Consider the following 14438-nt stretch of genomic DNA (forward strand, 5'->3'; position numbering starts at 1 on the left):
TTCCTTTTATCTGGCTGACGGCAACGGCGATGGCGATGGCGCCAGATGTGCGCGAGCTTATTTGCTGCCGGTGCTTTCCGCGTAGTCCATGTACAGCTTGTGAGCGCGGCGGGCCAAGGGGCCGTATTCCAGCGCACGGTCTTCGACGCGGTTCACGTGGACGACCTTGCCGTAGTTGCCGGACGAGAACACTTCGTCGGCGGCTTCGATGTCGGCGCGGGTCAGGCTGCGTTCCTGCACGTCAACGCCATCGGCCTTCAGCAGCGCCAGCACGCGGCGGCGCGTGATGCCGTTCAGGAAGGTGCCGTTGTCCACCGGCGTGGACACGACGCCGTCCTTGGCGATCCACAGGTTGCTGGTGGCGAATTCGGCGATGTTGCCCGCGCCGTCCAGCATGATGGCGTTGTCAAAGCCCTTGTCGGCGGCTTCGCGAATGGCGCGCTGGCCGTTCGGATACAGGCAGGACGCCTTGGCGTCGGTGGGCGCCATGTTCGGCCAAGAGCGGGCGTAGCTGGAAAAGCAGGCCGAAAAGCCTTGCTCGCCGGGCATGGGCACCTTGAACACGTGCAGCACGAACTGCGTCTTGTCGGCGTCAGGCAGGAGGAAACCGTCGGCGCAGTAGAACATCGGCTTGATGTAGAGCTCGGTGCCGGCCGGGAATCGGGATACGGCTTCCAGGCACAGCTTCTGGATCTCTTCCCAGCTGATCTGGGGCTTCATCAGCATTTTTTCGGCCGACCGCACGACGCGCTGGCAGTGCAGGTCCAGGTCGGGCGTCAGGCCGCGAAACGCGCGGGCGCCATCAAACACCATGCTGGCCATCCAGAAGGCGTGGTCGGCCGGGCCCAGCAGTTTGGGGTTGTCGGTGGTCCAGTGACCGTTGTGCCAATACAGGGCGTCCATGTCTATCTTCCTTTACTCGAATTGGGGTGGCGCGGCAGCGGCGCCGAAACGTCAGGATACATGAGGAGCCGGCCGCGACCGGGCGTTTATTCGCGCGCGAGAGACGCCTGCACGCGCTCGGCCACGTCGGCCGGCACCCATTGCTGCCACACGGGTCCGTACTGCTTCAGGAAATAGCGCGCGGCGTCCTCGGGTTCCTTGCCCTCGGTTTCCAGCCAGCCCAGCGTGGCGTTGATGGCGTCGTCCGGCACGGTCAGCTTGGTCAGGAATTCAGTGACCTTCGGCGCCTGTTTGGCAAAGGCCGCGTTGACGCCAGTCACCACCGGGTTGGGCTTGAATTCGGTGGCCACGGGGTTGGTGCACTTGGGGTCCGTCATGCAGGTGTAGGCGGCTTGGTCGAACGCGGGCAGTTGCAGCTTGACCAGGTCCAGCGCACCGACCAGCGAGGTGGGCGTCCAGTAATAGAAGACGATGTCGCGCTTGCGCTTGTAGGCCGACACGATGGCCGCCTTTTGCGCGGCGCCCGAGCCGGGCGCGAACAGCGCGTAGTCCTTGTCCAGCTTCAGCGCGCGCAGCAGGTTGTCGTTCAGCGTGCCGCAGGCCCAGCCCGCCGGGCACCCGTAGATGCGGCCGCGGCCGGGGTCTTCGGGGTCGGCAAAGACTTCCTTGAAGCGGGCCAAGTCGGATGCCGCCTTCAGGTCCGGGTGGCGTTCGGCCGTATAGCGCGGCACGTACCAGCCTTCGCCCGCGTCGTACACGTGGCCCACGCCCAGCACCTTGCCGCTGGCCAAGGCCTTCTTCCAGGCCCCTTCGATCTGGCCGGGCCAGACTTCCGGCGTGACGTCCACATCGCCGCGTTGCAGGGCGGCCAGCATGGGTAGCGTTTCGCCGATTTCGACGGTGGTCTTGCAGCCATAACCGTGTTCAAGCACGTAGCGTTCAATGCCGGCCAGCACCAGGTTGGACTCCCAGTTCAAGCCGCTGAAGCGGATGGGGCGGTCGACTTCGCAAGTGGCCGATGGGGCAGAGGCGGGGGCGGCGTTGGCAGCGGGGGCAATGAAAGCGGAGGCCAGCGCGGTGGCCAACGAGATTGCGCCAAGAACGGGGGCGAGCGGATGCAGATTGCGCATGGTCAGGCACCTGTGGGGTTGGGTGCGTTTTATTGTACGGGCCGCGGCGCCTGCGCCCAACGCAAACGGGGCCGCGTGATGCGGCCCCGAAGGAAGAACCCACCGCCGGGATTCAGGCCCGGGCAGCGCGGCGCTTGTCGATGAACGCGCCGACCTCGCCTACGATGCCGCGTCGGAACGCCAGCACGCAGATAACGAAGATCAGGCCGATCACGATGGTCACCGATTCGCCCAGGCGCAGGAACCATTCCACGCCGGTCAGGTTGGCCATCATCTGGCCGAAGTCGCCCACCTTGTTTTCCAGCAGCACCACGATGAAGGCGCCCAGGATCGGTCCGGTCAAGGTGCCCAAGCCGCCGATGAGCGTCATCAGGATGACCAGCCCCGACATCTGCCAGGTGGCATCCGACAGGGTGGCCGATACGAACACCAGCGTCTTGGTCGCCCCGGCCAGCCCGGCCAATGCGGCCGACAGCACGAAGGCCAGCAGCTTGAAGCGGTCGACGTCATAGCCCAGCGAAATGGCACGCGGTTCGTTCTCGCGCAGCGCTTGCAACACTTGTCCGAATGGAGAGTTCACCGTGCGCCAGATGATGAAGTAACCCAGGACGAAGATGGCCATCACCACGTAGTACAGGTTGATGTCCTTGGACAAGTCCAGCATTCCAAGCAAGGTGCCGCGCGGCACGCTTTGCAGGCCGTCTTCACCGCCCGTGAACTTGGCCTGCAGGAAGAAGAAGAACACCATCTGCGCCAGCGCCAACGTGATCATCGCGAAGTAGATGCCGCTGCGGCGAATGGCGATGGCTCCCATCGCCAGCCCCAGCAGCGCCGCCACGCCCACCCCGAACAGCAAGCCGATTTCAGTGGGAAAGCCCCACACCTTCATCGCGTGCCCGGCCGCGTAGGCCGCGCTGCCCAGAAAGGCGGCGTGCCCGAACGACAAGAGCCCGGTAAAGCCCAGCAGCAGGTTGAATGCGCAGGCAAACAGCGCGTAGCACATGATCTTCATGACGAAGATCGGGTACACCCCCAGAAAGGGAAGAGCGGCCACCACGACGGCCAATACCGCATAGCCCAGGAATTGACGATTCATTTTTCTTTTCCGAACAGCCCGGCCGGGCGGATCAACAGAACAATGGCCATGATGATGAACACCACGGTGCTGGACGCTTCGGGCCAGAACACCTTGGTCAGTCCTTCAATCACACCCAGGCCCAGACCGGTGACGATGGCGCCCATGATGGACCCCATGCCGCCGATCACGACCACGGCGAACACGACAATGATGAGGTTGGACCCCATCAACGGCGATATCTGCAAAACCGGCGCGGCCAGCACGCCTGCAAACCCGGCCAGCGCCACGCCGAAGCCGTAGGTCAGCGTAATCATGCGCGGCACATTCACGCCGAAGGCTTCGACCAGGCGCGGATTTTCGGTGCCGGCACGCAGCAAAGCGCCCAGGCGGGTGCGTTCGATCACGAACCAGGTTGCCAGGCAGACCACCACGGACGCCGCCACCACCCAGCCACGGTAGTTCGGCAGAATCATGAAGCCCAGGTTGGTCGCCCCGCGCAATGCCTCGGGCGTCGGATACGGTTGCCCCGACACGCCGTAGAAGCTACGGAACAGGCCTTCGATCAACAGCGTCAGGCCGAAGGTCAGCAGTAGCCCGTAAAGGTGATCAAGCTTGTACAGATGCTTGAGCAGTAATTTTTCGATCAATATGCCGAACAGCCCAACGACCAGCGGCGCCAGGATCAGCATGACCCAGTAGTTCAACCCCAGGTACGACAGCCCCATCCAGGCGATGAACGCGCCCAGCATGTAGAGCGCGCCGTGCGCGAAGTTGATGACGTTCAGCAGCCCGAAGATAACGGCAAGCCCGAGCGACAACATGGCATAGAAGGAACCGTTGACCAGGCCCAGTAATAGCTGGCCAAACAAGGCCTGTATAGGGATGCCGAAAAGGTCAGTCATCTTGTGAAAATCCTGCGCGTACGGATAAAAGTGAGCGAATTCAAGGTGCGGCCGCAGCCCGCGCCGGGCCGCACCCTGGGGTCACATGAGCCGAAATTACTTCTTGACCAGCTTGCAGGTGGATTCGGACAACTTGGTGTAGACCTCGTCGCCGGGCAGCGTGGCCACGACCTTGTAGTAGTCCCACGGGCCCTTGGATTCGGCCGGGGTCTTCACTTGCATCAGGTACATGTCGTGGACCATGCGGCCGTCTTCGCGCACATAGCCGCCCTGGGTGAAGAAGTCGTTGATCTTGTTCGACTTCATCCACTTGATGACGGTGTCGGCGTCGTCGGTGCCGGTGGCCTTGACGGCGTTCAGGTAGAACGACAACGACGAGTAGTCGCCCGCTTGCAGCATCGACGGCTTGCGGCCTACCTTGGCTTCAAACTTCTTGGACCAGGCGCGCGAGGCGTCGGATTGGTCCCAGTACCAGCCGTCGGTCAGGTACATGCCTTGGGTGGCTTGCAGGCCCAGCGAGTGCACGTCGTTGATGAACACCAGCAGCCCGGCCATCTTCATCGTCTTGGTCACGCCGAATTCATTGGCGGCCTTGATGGTGTTGATGGTGTCGCCGCCGGCGTTGGCCATGCCCAGGATCTGGGCCTTGGACGCTTGCGCTTGCAACAGGAAGGACGAGAAGTCAGACGCGCCCAGCGGTGCGCGCACCTGGCCCTTGATCTCGCCGCCGGCGGCTTTTACCACCGCCATCGTGTCGCGTTCCAGCGCGTGGCCGAAGGCATAGTCGGCCGTCAGGAAGAACCAGCTCTTGCCGCCGTCCTTCACCACCGCCGAGCCGGTACCGCGCGCCAGCGCCACGGTGTCGTAGGCGTAGTGCACGGTGTAGGGCGAACATTGCGCGTTCGTCAGGTCGGACGCGCCCGCGCCCACCGCGATGAACGGCTTCTTCTTTTCAGCAGCCACGGCCGCCATGGCCAGGCTGGTGGCCGAATTGGTGCCCGCGACGATGACGTCGACCTTCTGCTGGTCGAACCATTCGCGCGCGCGCGCCGAAGCAACGTCGGCCTTGTTCTGGTGGTCGGCCGAGACCACTTCGATCTTCTTGCCGTTGATGCTGCCGCCGGCGTCTTCGATCGCCATGCGGATCGCGTCCAGACCGGCCTTGCCGTCGATGTCGGAATACACGCCCGACATGTCGGTGATGAAGCCGATGCGGATGACATCGTCGGAGATACCTTGCGCGTGGGCGGTTGCCCCTGCAAATCCCAGGCCCGCCATGGCCAGTGCAGCAGTGATGGTGTGCAGCTTCATGGGATGACTCCTCTTCCCTACGGTGTTGTGTTGCCGGGGTTCCGGCGGATGACAGGTTGTTTTAGACGCCCAACAGTTCGTTGAGCGTGTCCTGTTTTTCTGAAAGTTCCGCGGCTTCGAAATGCTCGACGATCTGGCCGTGCTCCATCACATAGAAGCGATCGGCCAAGGGCGCGGCGAAACGGAAATTTTGTTCCACCATGACGATGGTGTAGCCACGTTGCTTGAGCGTCGTGATCATGCGGGCCAGCGCCTGCACGATGACAGGAGCCAGGCCTTCCGAGATCTCGTCCAGCAGCAGCAGGTTGGCGCCGGTGCGCAGGATGCGCGCCACCGCCAGCATCTGTTGTTCACCGCCCGATAAGCGCGTGCCCGGCGAATTCCGGCGCTCTTGCAGGTTGGGGAACATGTCGTAGATTTCGGCCAGCGACATCCCCCCGCCCAGCGAGCCCACGACGGGCGGCAGCAGCAGGTTTTCTTCGCAGGACAGGCTGGCGAAAATTCCGCGCTCTTCGGGGCAGTAACCCACGCCCAGGTGCGCGATCTTGTAGGTCGGCAGGTCGATGGCTTCGGTGCCGTGTATGCGCACCGAACCCTTGCGTGATCCGGTCAGGCCCAGGATGGCCCGCAGCGTAGTCGTGCGGCCGGCGCCGTTGCGGCCCAGCAGCGTGACGACTTCGCCTTGTCCCACGCGCATATCCACGCCGTGCAGGATATGCGATTCCCCGTACCAGGCTTGCAAGCCCGAGATTTCAAGTGCCGGGGTGCTCATGCGTGCGCTCCTTGGAGTTCGCCGTCGGTGGTGCCCATATAGGCTTGCATCACGGCGGGATGGCGCGAGACTTCGGCGTACGTGCCTTCGGCCAGCACCGACCCGCGCGCCAGCACGGTGATGGTGTTGGCGATGGAGGACACGACATTCATGTTGTGTTCCACCATCAGAATCGTGCGGCCGGCGCTGACGCGTTTGATCAGTTGAGTGACGCGGTCGACGTCTTCGTGGCCCATGCCCTGCGTGGGTTCGTCCAACAGCATCAGCTCGGGTTCCATGGCCAGCGTGGTGGCGATTTCCAGCGCGCGCTTGCGGCCATACGGCAGGTTCACCGTGGTCTCGTCCGCGAAGGCGCCCAGGTCCACCTGTTCGAGCAGCGCGCGCGCCGGCTCGTTCAAGGACGCCAGCCGCTTATCGCTTTGCCAGAAGTGAAACGACAGCCCGGTCTTGCGCTGCAAGCCGATGCGCACGTTCTCCAGCACGGTCAGGTGAGGAAACACCGCCGATATCTGGAACGAACGGATCACACCGCGCCGGGCGATCTGCGCGGGGCGCTCGCCGGTGATGTCGATGCCGTTGAACTTGATGGTTCCCGACGTGGGGGATAAGAACTTGGTAAGCAGGTTGAAGCATGTCGTCTTGCCCGCGCCGTTAGGCCCGATCAAGGCATGAATCTGGCCTCGCTTGATACGCAAATCGACCCCATTGACCGCGACGAATCCGCGGAACTCCTTGGTGAGGCCTTTTGTCTCCAGGATTGTGTCATCCATGTCCGCTGCACCAGCGTTGTATTTATATGGTCTCTGCCTGCCGTCATTGCGCCAAGCCCCCGAAGGGCGGAAAACCTATCGAACATCCTAAGGATCTTTCGTAGTTTTCCGATGAGTTGCCGGCGAGTATGCGGACCTCTTTATTAAAATTCCATGAGGGTTTTACATAGGTTTTGCAGTGCGGAAAGGGCAATTGTCGGCAGGCCGACAATACACGCCGCGCAAGGCGGGAAAACCCTTTTTACGACGCAATGCGTTGCAGCAAATTTGCTTTGATTGTTATCAACGCGTCATGCAATCGTGGGAAGGCGGCGCCCATGGCGGCACCGCCCGGCGCCGCATCAGGCCGGCGTCTTTTGCTTGAATTCGCACAGGTCCGAAATACCGCATTGCGGGCATTTCGGTTTGCGCGCCACGCAGATGTAGCGGCCATGCAGAATCAACCAATGGTGCGCGTCCTGGATATATTCGCGCGGGATGAATTTGACGAGCTTTTCTTCAACTTCCAGCACGTTCTTTCCGGGCGCGATACCGGTGCGATTGGACACGCGAAAGATGTGCGTATCCACCGCCATCGTGGGCTGGCCGAACGCGGTGTTGAGCACCACGTTGGCCGTCTTGCGGCCCACGCCGGGCAGTGATTCCAGCGCCTCGCGCGTGGTGGGCACCTGGCCCCCGTGATGCTCCAGCAAGATTCGACAGGTGGCAATCGTGTTCTTGGCTTTGGTGCGATACAGGCCGATGGTCTTGATGTAGTCGGACAGGCCTTCTTCGCCCAGCGCCAACAAGGCTTGCGGCGTGCCGTATTGCGGAAAGAACTTGCGCGTGGCGATGTTCACCGACTTGTCGGTCGCTTGCGCCGACAGCAGCACCGCAATCAACAATTGAAACGGTGTGTCGTATTCCAGTTCGGTGGTCGGGTTGGGGTTGGCCGCTTGCAGGCGGGCGAAGATCTCACGGCGTTTGGCTGCGTTCATGACTGCGTCGGATTGCGGCGGGCCCGGGCGCGGGCCAGCGCGGATTCAATGGCGGAGCGCTTGCGGTCCTGGCTTTGCGCGTCGTCCTCGGGGGCTGGCGGCGCGCTGGCGGCGGCGGGCGCTTCCGGCGCCATCAGCCGCGCGTTATCAGCGGCCAGGCGCTCGGCGCGCGCCAGATGGCTGCGATGCCGTTGGCGGCTGATGTCGGCGTCCGCATTCGTCCATGCGCGGCCGGCGGGCACCATCTGAATGCAGTCCACCGGGCAAGGCGCCACGCACAGGTCGCAGCCCGTGCACCAATCGGCCAGCACGGTGTGCATGTGCTTGTTGGCGCCCACGATGGCATCCACGGGACAGGCCTGGATGCACAGCGTACAGCCGATGCAGTGCGACTCGTCGATGCGCGCGACCAGCAACGGGCCCGGTTCGCCGCGCTCAAGGTCCAGCGGCAGGGCAGGGGTTTGCAGCAGTTCGGACAGCGCGGCAATGCCGTCGTCGCCGCCCGGCGGGCAGCGGTTGATGGGCGCCGAGCCTTGCGCGATGGCGTCGGCGTAGGGCCGGCAGCCGTCGTAGCCGCACTTGGTGCATTGCGTCTGCGGCAATAAGGCGTCGATGCGGTCGGCAAGTGAGCGACAGGACATGTAAGGCCAATAAAAGAAAAAGGGGCCACTCGGGCCCCGTGGAATACGGATCAGGCTTGAGAAGGCGCGGGCCAGGCCCGCGCGTCAGTTGCAGGACGGCGCCTTGCCGTCGTCAAGCCGATTGCCGGATGAACTCGGCAATTTTAGGACAGATCATTTCGCGCCAGCGGCGGCCCGAGAAAATGCCGTAATGGCCGCAATTGGGCGCCGTGTAATGCGACTTGCGCTCGGCCGGAATGTTCTTGCACAGCTTGATGGCGGCGCGCGTCTGGCCCTGGCCCGAAATATCGTCAAGCTCGCCTTCGATGGTGAACAGGGCAACCTTTTTGATATCGGCGGGGCGCACGGTCTGGCCGTCCACTTCCCAGGTGCCGCTGGGCAAGGCGAAGTCCTGGAACACCATCTTGATCGTGTCCAGGTAGAACTCGGCCGGCATGTCCAGCACGGCGTTGTATTCGTCGTAGAAGCGGCGATGCGCTTCGGCGTCGCTGTCATCGCCACGCAGCAGGTCCAGGTAGAACTCGTAGTGCGACTTCATGTGGCGATCGGGGTTCATGGCCATGAACCCGGCGTGCTGCAGGAAGCCGGGGTAGACCTTGCGGCCGGCCCCCGGATAGCGCGGCGGCACCGGGTGGATCACCTGGTTTTCAAACCACGAATACGGCTTGGTGGTGGCCAGGCGATTGACCTGCGTGGGCGACTGGCGCGGGTCGATGGGGCCGCCCATCATCACCATGCTGCGCGGCTGGCAGGGGTCGTTGGCGGTGGCCATCAACGACACGGCGGCCAGCACCGGCACGGTGGGTTGGCAAACCGAAATCACGTGCACGTCGGGACCCAGATGGCGGATGAAATCCTGCACATAGCGGACGTAGTCGTTCAAATGGAACGGCCCGGCGGACAGCGGCACCATGCGGGCGTCGACCCAATCCGTCACGTAGACGTCATGGCCGGGCAGCAGGGCGCGCACGGTGTCGCGCAGCAAGGTGGCGTGGTGGCCGGACAGCGGCGCCACCAGCAGCACTTTGGGGTCGTCCTTGCCGGCGCCGCGCACGTCGCGGTGAAAGTGCACCAGGCGGCAAAAGGGCTTGTCCAGCGCAACGGTTTCGGTCACGCGGACCGATTTGCCGTTGATGTCGGTGGCGGGCAGATTCCAGGCGGGCTTCTGGTATTCCTTGCCGATACGCGTCATCAACTCATACCCGGCGGCCATTTGGCGGGAAATCGGGGTGTAAGCGAGGGGGCTGTAGGGGCTGGAGAACAGCTGAGAACCGGCATCCGTGAATGCAGCGAACGGAGTCAGGAAGGCGCGCTGCATTTCGTGCAATTGGTACAGCATTTGGGTGATGTCCTTCTGGGTCGTGCGTGTGCCCCGATTATTGCGCCGAGGACTAAAGATATATCCAATCAGCCTAAAGAAACTGCCGCAAGAACCGGGAATATGTTGCTAAAAAGAGACCCGTCATCCCATTAAGCACCAGTTTAGGGCGTTTTACCGCCTTGCACAGAGACCAAACGGAGGATTTATGCACTACGCCAGGCAGTGCGGGATCACCAGTAATTTTCCACCGCCAGGTTGCCGGGAATACCCCGGCGGCCTGGTTTGAAACCGCGTTCGCCCAGCAGCTTGCGGGCGTCCGCCAGCATGTCGGGGTTACCGCAAAGCATGATCTTGGCCTGCTCCGGATCCAGGGGCAGCCCAGCCAATTGCTCCAGCCGGCCATCGGCGATAAGCGTGGTCAGGCGTTCTTGCGGCATGCCGGGCAGGGCTTCCCGCGTGGCAATGGGCAGGTATACAAGCTTTTGCGGGTCAGCCGCGAACAGGTCAGCTAGTTCGGGGCGATTGCGTGATGATTCGATCTCTTCGCGGTAAGCAAGTTCCGCAACGGTGCGCACGCCGTGCACCAGGACGATGCGGCGGTAGGCGCGCCAGGTGGCCGGATCGCGCAACAAAGACAGGTAGGCGGACAGCCCCGTGCCGGAGGCCAGCAGCCAAAGGTCGCCGCCGGGCGCAAAGCGCTCAAGGGTCAGGAAGCCGTAGGGCGTTTTTTCAACGTAGAGCGCGTCGCCGGGGCGCAATTGCGCCATGCGCGGGCTGAACAGGCCGTCGGGCACAACGATGGAATAGAACTCCAGCCCGGACTCCTGGGGGGCGGAAACCATGGAATACGCGCGCCACAGGGTGGGCGGACCATCGGGATCGTCGGCGCCGGGCAAACCGACGCGGGCAAATTGGCCCGGCACGAACGTATACGCGTCATCGCGCGTTACGCGCAAAGAGAACAGCTTGTCGGGCACCCAGGTGTGGACGTGGGTTACGGTCTGGCGCGTGTATTTGGAGTCGTCGGTCATCGAGGCATCGCACGAGGCCGGCTGCCCCGGGGGGCGCCGGCCGTCGCGGATTATTTTTCCAGGTATTGCAGCTTGTCCTGCTTGCCGTTCCAGTCGTCGGCGTCCGGCAGGGGCTTCTTGGCGCGGCTGATGCTGGCGAACTCGGGGGAAAGTTCGGCGTTCAGCGCGATGAAATTCAGTTGGTCCTGCGGTACGTCTTCTTCGGCGTAGATCGCGTTGGCCGGGCATTCCGGAATGCAGACGGCGCAGTCGATGCATTCGTCCGGGTCGATCACGAGGAAGTTCGGACCCTCACGAAAACAGTCCACCGGGCACACATCAACGCAATCGGTGTACTTGCACTTAATACAGTTTTCGGTGACAACGTGGGTCATTCAGGAACTCCGGGATCGGCGGCTTTTGTGTCTTGTTGGGCGGATTTTACCCAATGCGCGCCAGATGTGCCGGTAATACCCGTATTGACATCGTGGCCCATGGCCGTAAACGCCGGGTTCTCTATGCTATGGTGTCGCGAAACGATACGCGCAACCATGATAATCACTTCGCTGCTCGACACCGATCTGTATAAATTCAGCATGATGCAGGTGGTACTGCATCAGTTTCCCGCTGCACAGGTCGAGTACCGTTACAAGTGCCGCACCGCCGGGGCCGACCTGCGCCCCTATCTAGATGAAATCCGCGAAGAAGTGCACCAGCTGTGCCAGCTGCGCTTCACCCAGGACGAACTGGATTATCTGGGCGGCTTGCGTTTCATCAAAAGCGACTTTGTCGACTTCCTCGGCTTGTTCCACCTGCCCGAGCGCTGCATCCACATCAGCGAAGGCGACGCGCCCGGCGAGATCTCGATCGAAGTGAAAGGCCCGTGGCTGCACACGATCCTGTTCGAGATTCCCGTGCTGGCCATCGTCAACGAGGTCTATTTCCGCAACACGCGCAAGAATCCCGATTGGGAAGAAGGGCGTCAGCGCTTGCAGTCCAAGATGCACCTGGTGCTGGACGACCCCGCGCTGGCTGATTTCCGCGTGGCCGAGTACGGCACGCGCCGCCGCTTCTCGAAGGTCTGGCACCAGGAAGTGGTGTCCACCATGAAGGCCCAGATGGGCGAGCACTTCGCCGGCACCAGCAACGTGCTGTTGGCCAAGCAGCATGAAGTGCTGCCGCTGGGCACGATGGGCCACGAATACCTGCAAGCCTGCCAGGCGCTGGGCCCGCGCCTGCGCGATTCGCAAGTGTTTGCGCTGGAAGTCTGGGCCAAGGAATATCGCGGCGACCTGGGTATTGCGCTGTCGGACGTCTACGGCATGGACGCGTTCCTGCGCGACTTCGACATGTACTTCTGCAAGCTGTTCGACGGCGCCCGCCACGATTCCGGCGATCCTTTCGTCTGGGGCGAACGCCTGCTGGAGCACTACCGCAAGAACCGTGTGGACCCGCGCGCCAAGACCCTGGTGTTCTCGGATTCGCTGACCTTCCCACGCGCCATCGAACTGGCGCGCCAGTTTGCCGGCCGCTGCAAGGTGTCGTTCGGCATCGGCACCAACCTGACCAACGACCTGGGCCACGAGCCTTTGCAGATCGTCATGAAGATGGTCCGCTGCAACGGCCAGCCTGTGGCCAAGGTGTCGGACGCGCCCGAAAAAACCATGTGTGACGATCCCGCCTACCTGGCCTATTTGCGCCAGGTGTTCCAGCTGCCTCCCGCCTGAAAGCGGCTCGGGGTAAATTGCTGGTTTCTTGTTTTGATCCAACCCACCACTCGAATCCAAGGGGAATATTCATGAGCAGCATCAAGCGCTTTCACGTAGCCAAGCGCCTGTCGGACATGGCCGTGTACAACGGTGTCGCGTACCTGGCTGGCCAGGTGCCGGACGACGCCAAGCTGGACATCACCGGCCAGACCGAACAAGTGCTGGCCACGATCGATCGCCTGCTGGCTGAAGCCGGCACCGACAAGACCAAGATCCTGATGGCCCAGATCTACGTGGCCAACATCAAGGAATTCGATGGCATGAACAAGGCCTGGGACGCTTGGGTTGCCGACGGCAATTCGCCCCCGCGCGCCACGGTCGAAGCCCGCCTGGCCAATCCCGACTTCAAGGTCGAGATCATCGTGACGGCCGCTATCTAAGCGATCTAAGCGACATCGGTCCGCCAGCAAGAGCCCTTCGGCATGCCGAAGGGCTTTTTTATGTGCGCCGCTGCGCTCAGCCGCCCGTCAAAACCAGCGCCGCAAGCAGCCCGCCCAGGTCCTCGCAGCGGTCAAGATCCGCCTGGGGCACGACCTTGTCCGCCAGGATCTGCTGCGCCGACTGCGCGCCCAGGTTGACGATCAGCGCGGGCGCCACCGGCTTGAGCCGCCAGCCCGTGCAGATGCGCTCGACCTGCCGCGCCGCGCCCGTGCCGTCGCTGCCCGCACTGATCGCGCACGCGTAGGGCCGGCCCTGGATGCGGTCCAGCACCGCGTAGTAGTTGCGGTCAAAGCATTCTTTCATTTCGCCGCTGAGACTGGCCAGGTTTTCGGGCGCGCAGAACAAAAAGCCATGGCTGGCCAGGATGACGTCGGCGTCAACGTCGGCCGCGCGCCGCATTTCAATGTGCAGTTCTCCCGCCTGGTCCAGCTGCGTGGCCGCCGCCGCCGCGCCGCGCGCTGCCGCTTCGGCCATCTGCCGTGCGGCGCCGGTGCGCGAGTGCCAGGCGATCAGCAGCTGTTTCATGCGTAGCGCCCCAGCGTGTCCTGCCGGTAATACGCCCGCAGCAGCGCGTGCCATTCGGGTAGCGCCTGATGCAAGGGGGCGGGGTCGACAAAGAAATGTTCGGAGCTGACGGCGAAGAATTCGGCCTCGTCGGTGGCCGCGTAGGGGTCCAGCGGCAACTGGCCGTACCAGGCGTCCGCCTCTTCGCTTTCCGGGTCCACGTCGGGCGGGATGGCGGCTTCGACGGCTTCCAGCGCGGCAATGAAGCGGTCCAGGCTGTCGTCCAGCACGCGGCGCCACACCTGAGGTTTCAGGTCGGGGTGCGCGGACAGCGCCGGCATGCCGTCGGCCAGGCCCGAACGCAGGTCCAGCTTGTGGGCGAATTCGTGGATGATGACGTTGAAGCCGCCGTCAGAAAACTGCGTGTCTTCCCAGGACAGCACCAGCGGGCCGCCTTCCCAGGCTTCGCCTGCGGCGTCTTCGATGAATTCGTGCACCACGCCGTCTTCATCCTGGCGCGTGCGCGGGATACGGAAGCTGGCCGGATACACGATGATTTCGTCCCAGCCTTCGTACAGCTCGGGCGACAGGTTCAGGATGGGCAGGCTGGCTTGCGCCGCGATCGACAGGCGCATGAAGTCCGAGACTTCCAGGCCCTGCGCGCCGTTGATGGTTTTGCTGGCCAGCAGCCAGGCGGACCGCGCCAGCAATTGCGCGGTTTCGTCGGCGTTCAATGCCGCCAGGAACGGGTGGGCATCCAGCACCTGCCGCCACAGCTGCGGCGCGATGCGGGCTTGCATTTCGGCCACTTCCGAGGGGCGGGCGCCCCGGCCCTTGAGCCAGCGCAACATAAGCTTTGGTTCCTTGTATATGCCGGATATGGCAGGGGATTCAGCACGATCAAACGCT

General features: G+C 63.0%; 16 protein-coding genes. 2 read left to right on the forward strand and 14 right to left on the reverse strand.

Annotated features, from left to right (window positions below; translation table 11 throughout):
* Positions 1 to 57: 57 nt before the first annotated feature.
* The 12 genes from KYT87_RS06350 to fdxA form a co-directional block, all read right to left on the reverse strand.
* Positions 58 to 903: a branched-chain amino acid aminotransferase gene (locus KYT87_RS06350; protein ID WP_219991862.1), complete on the reverse strand. Its 846-nt coding sequence runs from the start codon at positions 901 to 903 to the stop codon at positions 58 to 60.
* A gap of 86 nt (positions 904 to 989) precedes the next feature.
* On the reverse strand, positions 990 to 2033 hold the full coding sequence (locus tag KYT87_RS06355) for an ABC transporter substrate-binding protein (RefSeq protein ID WP_219991863.1): 1044 nt from the start codon (positions 2031 to 2033) through the stop codon (positions 990 to 992).
* 112 nt (positions 2034 to 2145) lie between these two features.
* Complete coding sequence (locus KYT87_RS06360; protein WP_046802571.1) at positions 2146 to 3129, reverse strand: branched-chain amino acid ABC transporter permease; 984 nt, start codon at positions 3127 to 3129, stop codon at positions 2146 to 2148.
* A complete protein-coding gene (locus KYT87_RS06365; RefSeq protein ID WP_006223794.1) occupies positions 3126 to 4013 on the reverse strand; it encodes a branched-chain amino acid ABC transporter permease in 888 nt (295 codons plus the stop codon). Before KYT87_RS06365 ends, KYT87_RS06360 begins: the two co-directional genes overlap by 4 nt.
* A gap of 96 nt (positions 4014 to 4109) precedes the next feature.
* Positions 4110 to 5324: an ABC transporter substrate-binding protein gene (locus tag KYT87_RS06370; RefSeq protein ID WP_104142997.1), complete on the reverse strand. Its 1215-nt coding sequence runs from the start codon at positions 5322 to 5324 to the stop codon at positions 4110 to 4112.
* A 61-nt stretch (positions 5325 to 5385) separates the two neighbouring features.
* A complete protein-coding gene (locus KYT87_RS06375; RefSeq protein ID WP_006223796.1) occupies positions 5386 to 6096 on the reverse strand; it encodes an ABC transporter ATP-binding protein in 711 nt (236 codons plus the stop codon).
* Positions 6093 to 6866: an ABC transporter ATP-binding protein gene (locus KYT87_RS06380; protein WP_046802574.1), complete on the reverse strand. Its 774-nt coding sequence runs from the start codon at positions 6864 to 6866 to the stop codon at positions 6093 to 6095. Before KYT87_RS06380 ends, KYT87_RS06375 begins: the two co-directional genes overlap by 4 nt.
* 341 nt (positions 6867 to 7207) lie before the next feature.
* Positions 7208 to 7843 carry an endonuclease III gene (gene nth, locus KYT87_RS06385; protein WP_104142999.1) on the reverse strand — a complete coding sequence of 212 codons (636 nt, stop codon included), beginning with the start codon at positions 7841 to 7843 and terminating at the stop codon, positions 7208 to 7210.
* Positions 7840 to 8484, reverse strand: a complete 645-nt coding sequence (gene rsxB, locus KYT87_RS06390; RefSeq protein WP_219991864.1) for an electron transport complex subunit RsxB — start codon at positions 8482 to 8484, stop codon at positions 7840 to 7842. The genes nth and rsxB overlap by 4 nt, the downstream gene beginning before the upstream one ends.
* Positions 8485 to 8596: 112 nt before the next feature.
* On the reverse strand, positions 8597 to 9823 hold the full coding sequence (locus tag KYT87_RS06395) for a polyhydroxyalkanoate depolymerase (RefSeq protein ID WP_046802577.1): 1227 nt from the start codon (positions 9821 to 9823) through the stop codon (positions 8597 to 8599).
* A gap of 212 nt (positions 9824 to 10035) precedes the next feature.
* Positions 10036 to 10836: a ferredoxin--NADP reductase gene (locus KYT87_RS06400; protein WP_104143002.1), complete on the reverse strand. Its 801-nt coding sequence runs from the start codon at positions 10834 to 10836 to the stop codon at positions 10036 to 10038.
* 50 nt (positions 10837 to 10886) lie between these two features.
* Entirely contained in the window at positions 10887 to 11210 is a 324-nt protein-coding gene (gene fdxA / locus KYT87_RS06405; protein ID WP_006218015.1) for a ferredoxin FdxA, read from the reverse strand.
* Between the two features lie 156 nt (positions 11211 to 11366).
* Between fdxA and pncB the strand changes: the two genes are divergently transcribed.
* On the forward strand, positions 11367 to 12542 hold the full coding sequence (gene pncB / locus KYT87_RS06410; RefSeq protein ID WP_006218016.1) for a nicotinate phosphoribosyltransferase: 1176 nt from the start codon (positions 11367 to 11369) through the stop codon (positions 12540 to 12542).
* A 71-nt stretch (positions 12543 to 12613) separates the two neighbouring features.
* Positions 12614 to 12964 (forward strand): RidA family protein, encoded by a 351-nt coding sequence (locus KYT87_RS06415; protein WP_006218017.1) that lies wholly within the window; start codon positions 12614 to 12616, stop codon positions 12962 to 12964.
* Positions 12965 to 13040: 76 nt separating this feature from the next.
* On the opposite strand, the gene KYT87_RS06420 is transcribed toward KYT87_RS06415, so the two are convergent.
* Both KYT87_RS06420 and KYT87_RS06425 read right to left on the reverse strand, forming a co-directional pair.
* Complete coding sequence (locus tag KYT87_RS06420) at positions 13041 to 13550, reverse strand: flavodoxin (protein ID WP_046802580.1); 510 nt, start codon at positions 13548 to 13550, stop codon at positions 13041 to 13043.
* On the reverse strand, positions 13547 to 14380 hold the full coding sequence (locus KYT87_RS06425; protein WP_219991865.1) for a zinc-dependent peptidase: 834 nt from the start codon (positions 14378 to 14380) through the stop codon (positions 13547 to 13549). The genes KYT87_RS06420 and KYT87_RS06425 overlap by 4 nt, the downstream gene beginning before the upstream one ends.
* Positions 14381 to 14438: the final 58 nt, after the last annotated feature.

It is taken from the genome of Achromobacter sp. ES-001, from assembly GCF_019448355.1.
Lineage (GTDB): Bacteria > Pseudomonadota > Gammaproteobacteria > Burkholderiales > Burkholderiaceae_B > Achromobacter > Achromobacter spanius_B.

Coding starts and splice junctions, on each gene's coding strand:
- KYT87_RS06360 (WP_046802571.1), bottom strand. CDS start 3,129: ATGAATCGTCAATTCCTGGGCTATGCGGTATTGGCCGTCGTGGTGGCC.
- pncB (WP_006218016.1), top strand. CDS start 11,367: ATGATAATCACTTCGCTGCTCGACACCGATCTGTATAAATTCAGCATG.
- KYT87_RS06415 (WP_006218017.1), top strand. CDS start 12,614: ATGAGCAGCATCAAGCGCTTTCACGTAGCCAAGCGCCTGTCGGACATG.
- rsxB (WP_219991864.1), bottom strand. CDS start 8,484: ATGTCCTGTCGCTCACTTGCCGACCGCATCGACGCCTTATTGCCGCAG.
- KYT87_RS06350 (WP_219991862.1), bottom strand. CDS start 903: ATGGACGCCCTGTATTGGCACAACGGTCACTGGACCACCGACAACCCC.
- KYT87_RS06370 (WP_104142997.1), bottom strand. CDS start 5,324: ATGAAGCTGCACACCATCACTGCTGCACTGGCCATGGCGGGCCTGGGA.
- nth (WP_104142999.1), bottom strand. CDS start 7,843: ATGAACGCAGCCAAACGCCGTGAGATCTTCGCCCGCCTGCAAGCGGCC.
- KYT87_RS06420 (WP_046802580.1), bottom strand. CDS start 13,550: ATGAAACAGCTGCTGATCGCCTGGCACTCGCGCACCGGCGCCGCACGG.
- KYT87_RS06400 (WP_104143002.1), bottom strand. CDS start 10,836: ATGACCGACGACTCCAAATACACGCGCCAGACCGTAACCCACGTCCAC.
- KYT87_RS06365 (WP_006223794.1), bottom strand. CDS start 4,013: ATGACTGACCTTTTCGGCATCCCTATACAGGCCTTGTTTGGCCAGCTA.
- KYT87_RS06380 (WP_046802574.1), bottom strand. CDS start 6,866: ATGGATGACACAATCCTGGAGACAAAAGGCCTCACCAAGGAGTTCCGC.
- KYT87_RS06395 (WP_046802577.1), bottom strand. CDS start 9,823: ATGCTGTACCAATTGCACGAAATGCAGCGCGCCTTCCTGACTCCGTTC.
- KYT87_RS06375 (WP_006223796.1), bottom strand. CDS start 6,096: ATGAGCACCCCGGCACTTGAAATCTCGGGCTTGCAAGCCTGGTACGGG.
- fdxA (WP_006218015.1), bottom strand. CDS start 11,210: ATGACCCACGTTGTCACCGAAAACTGTATTAAGTGCAAGTACACCGAT.
- KYT87_RS06355 (WP_219991863.1), bottom strand. CDS start 2,033: ATGCGCAATCTGCATCCGCTCGCCCCCGTTCTTGGCGCAATCTCGTTG.
- KYT87_RS06425 (WP_219991865.1), bottom strand. CDS start 14,380: ATGTTGCGCTGGCTCAAGGGCCGGGGCGCCCGCCCCTCGGAAGTGGCC.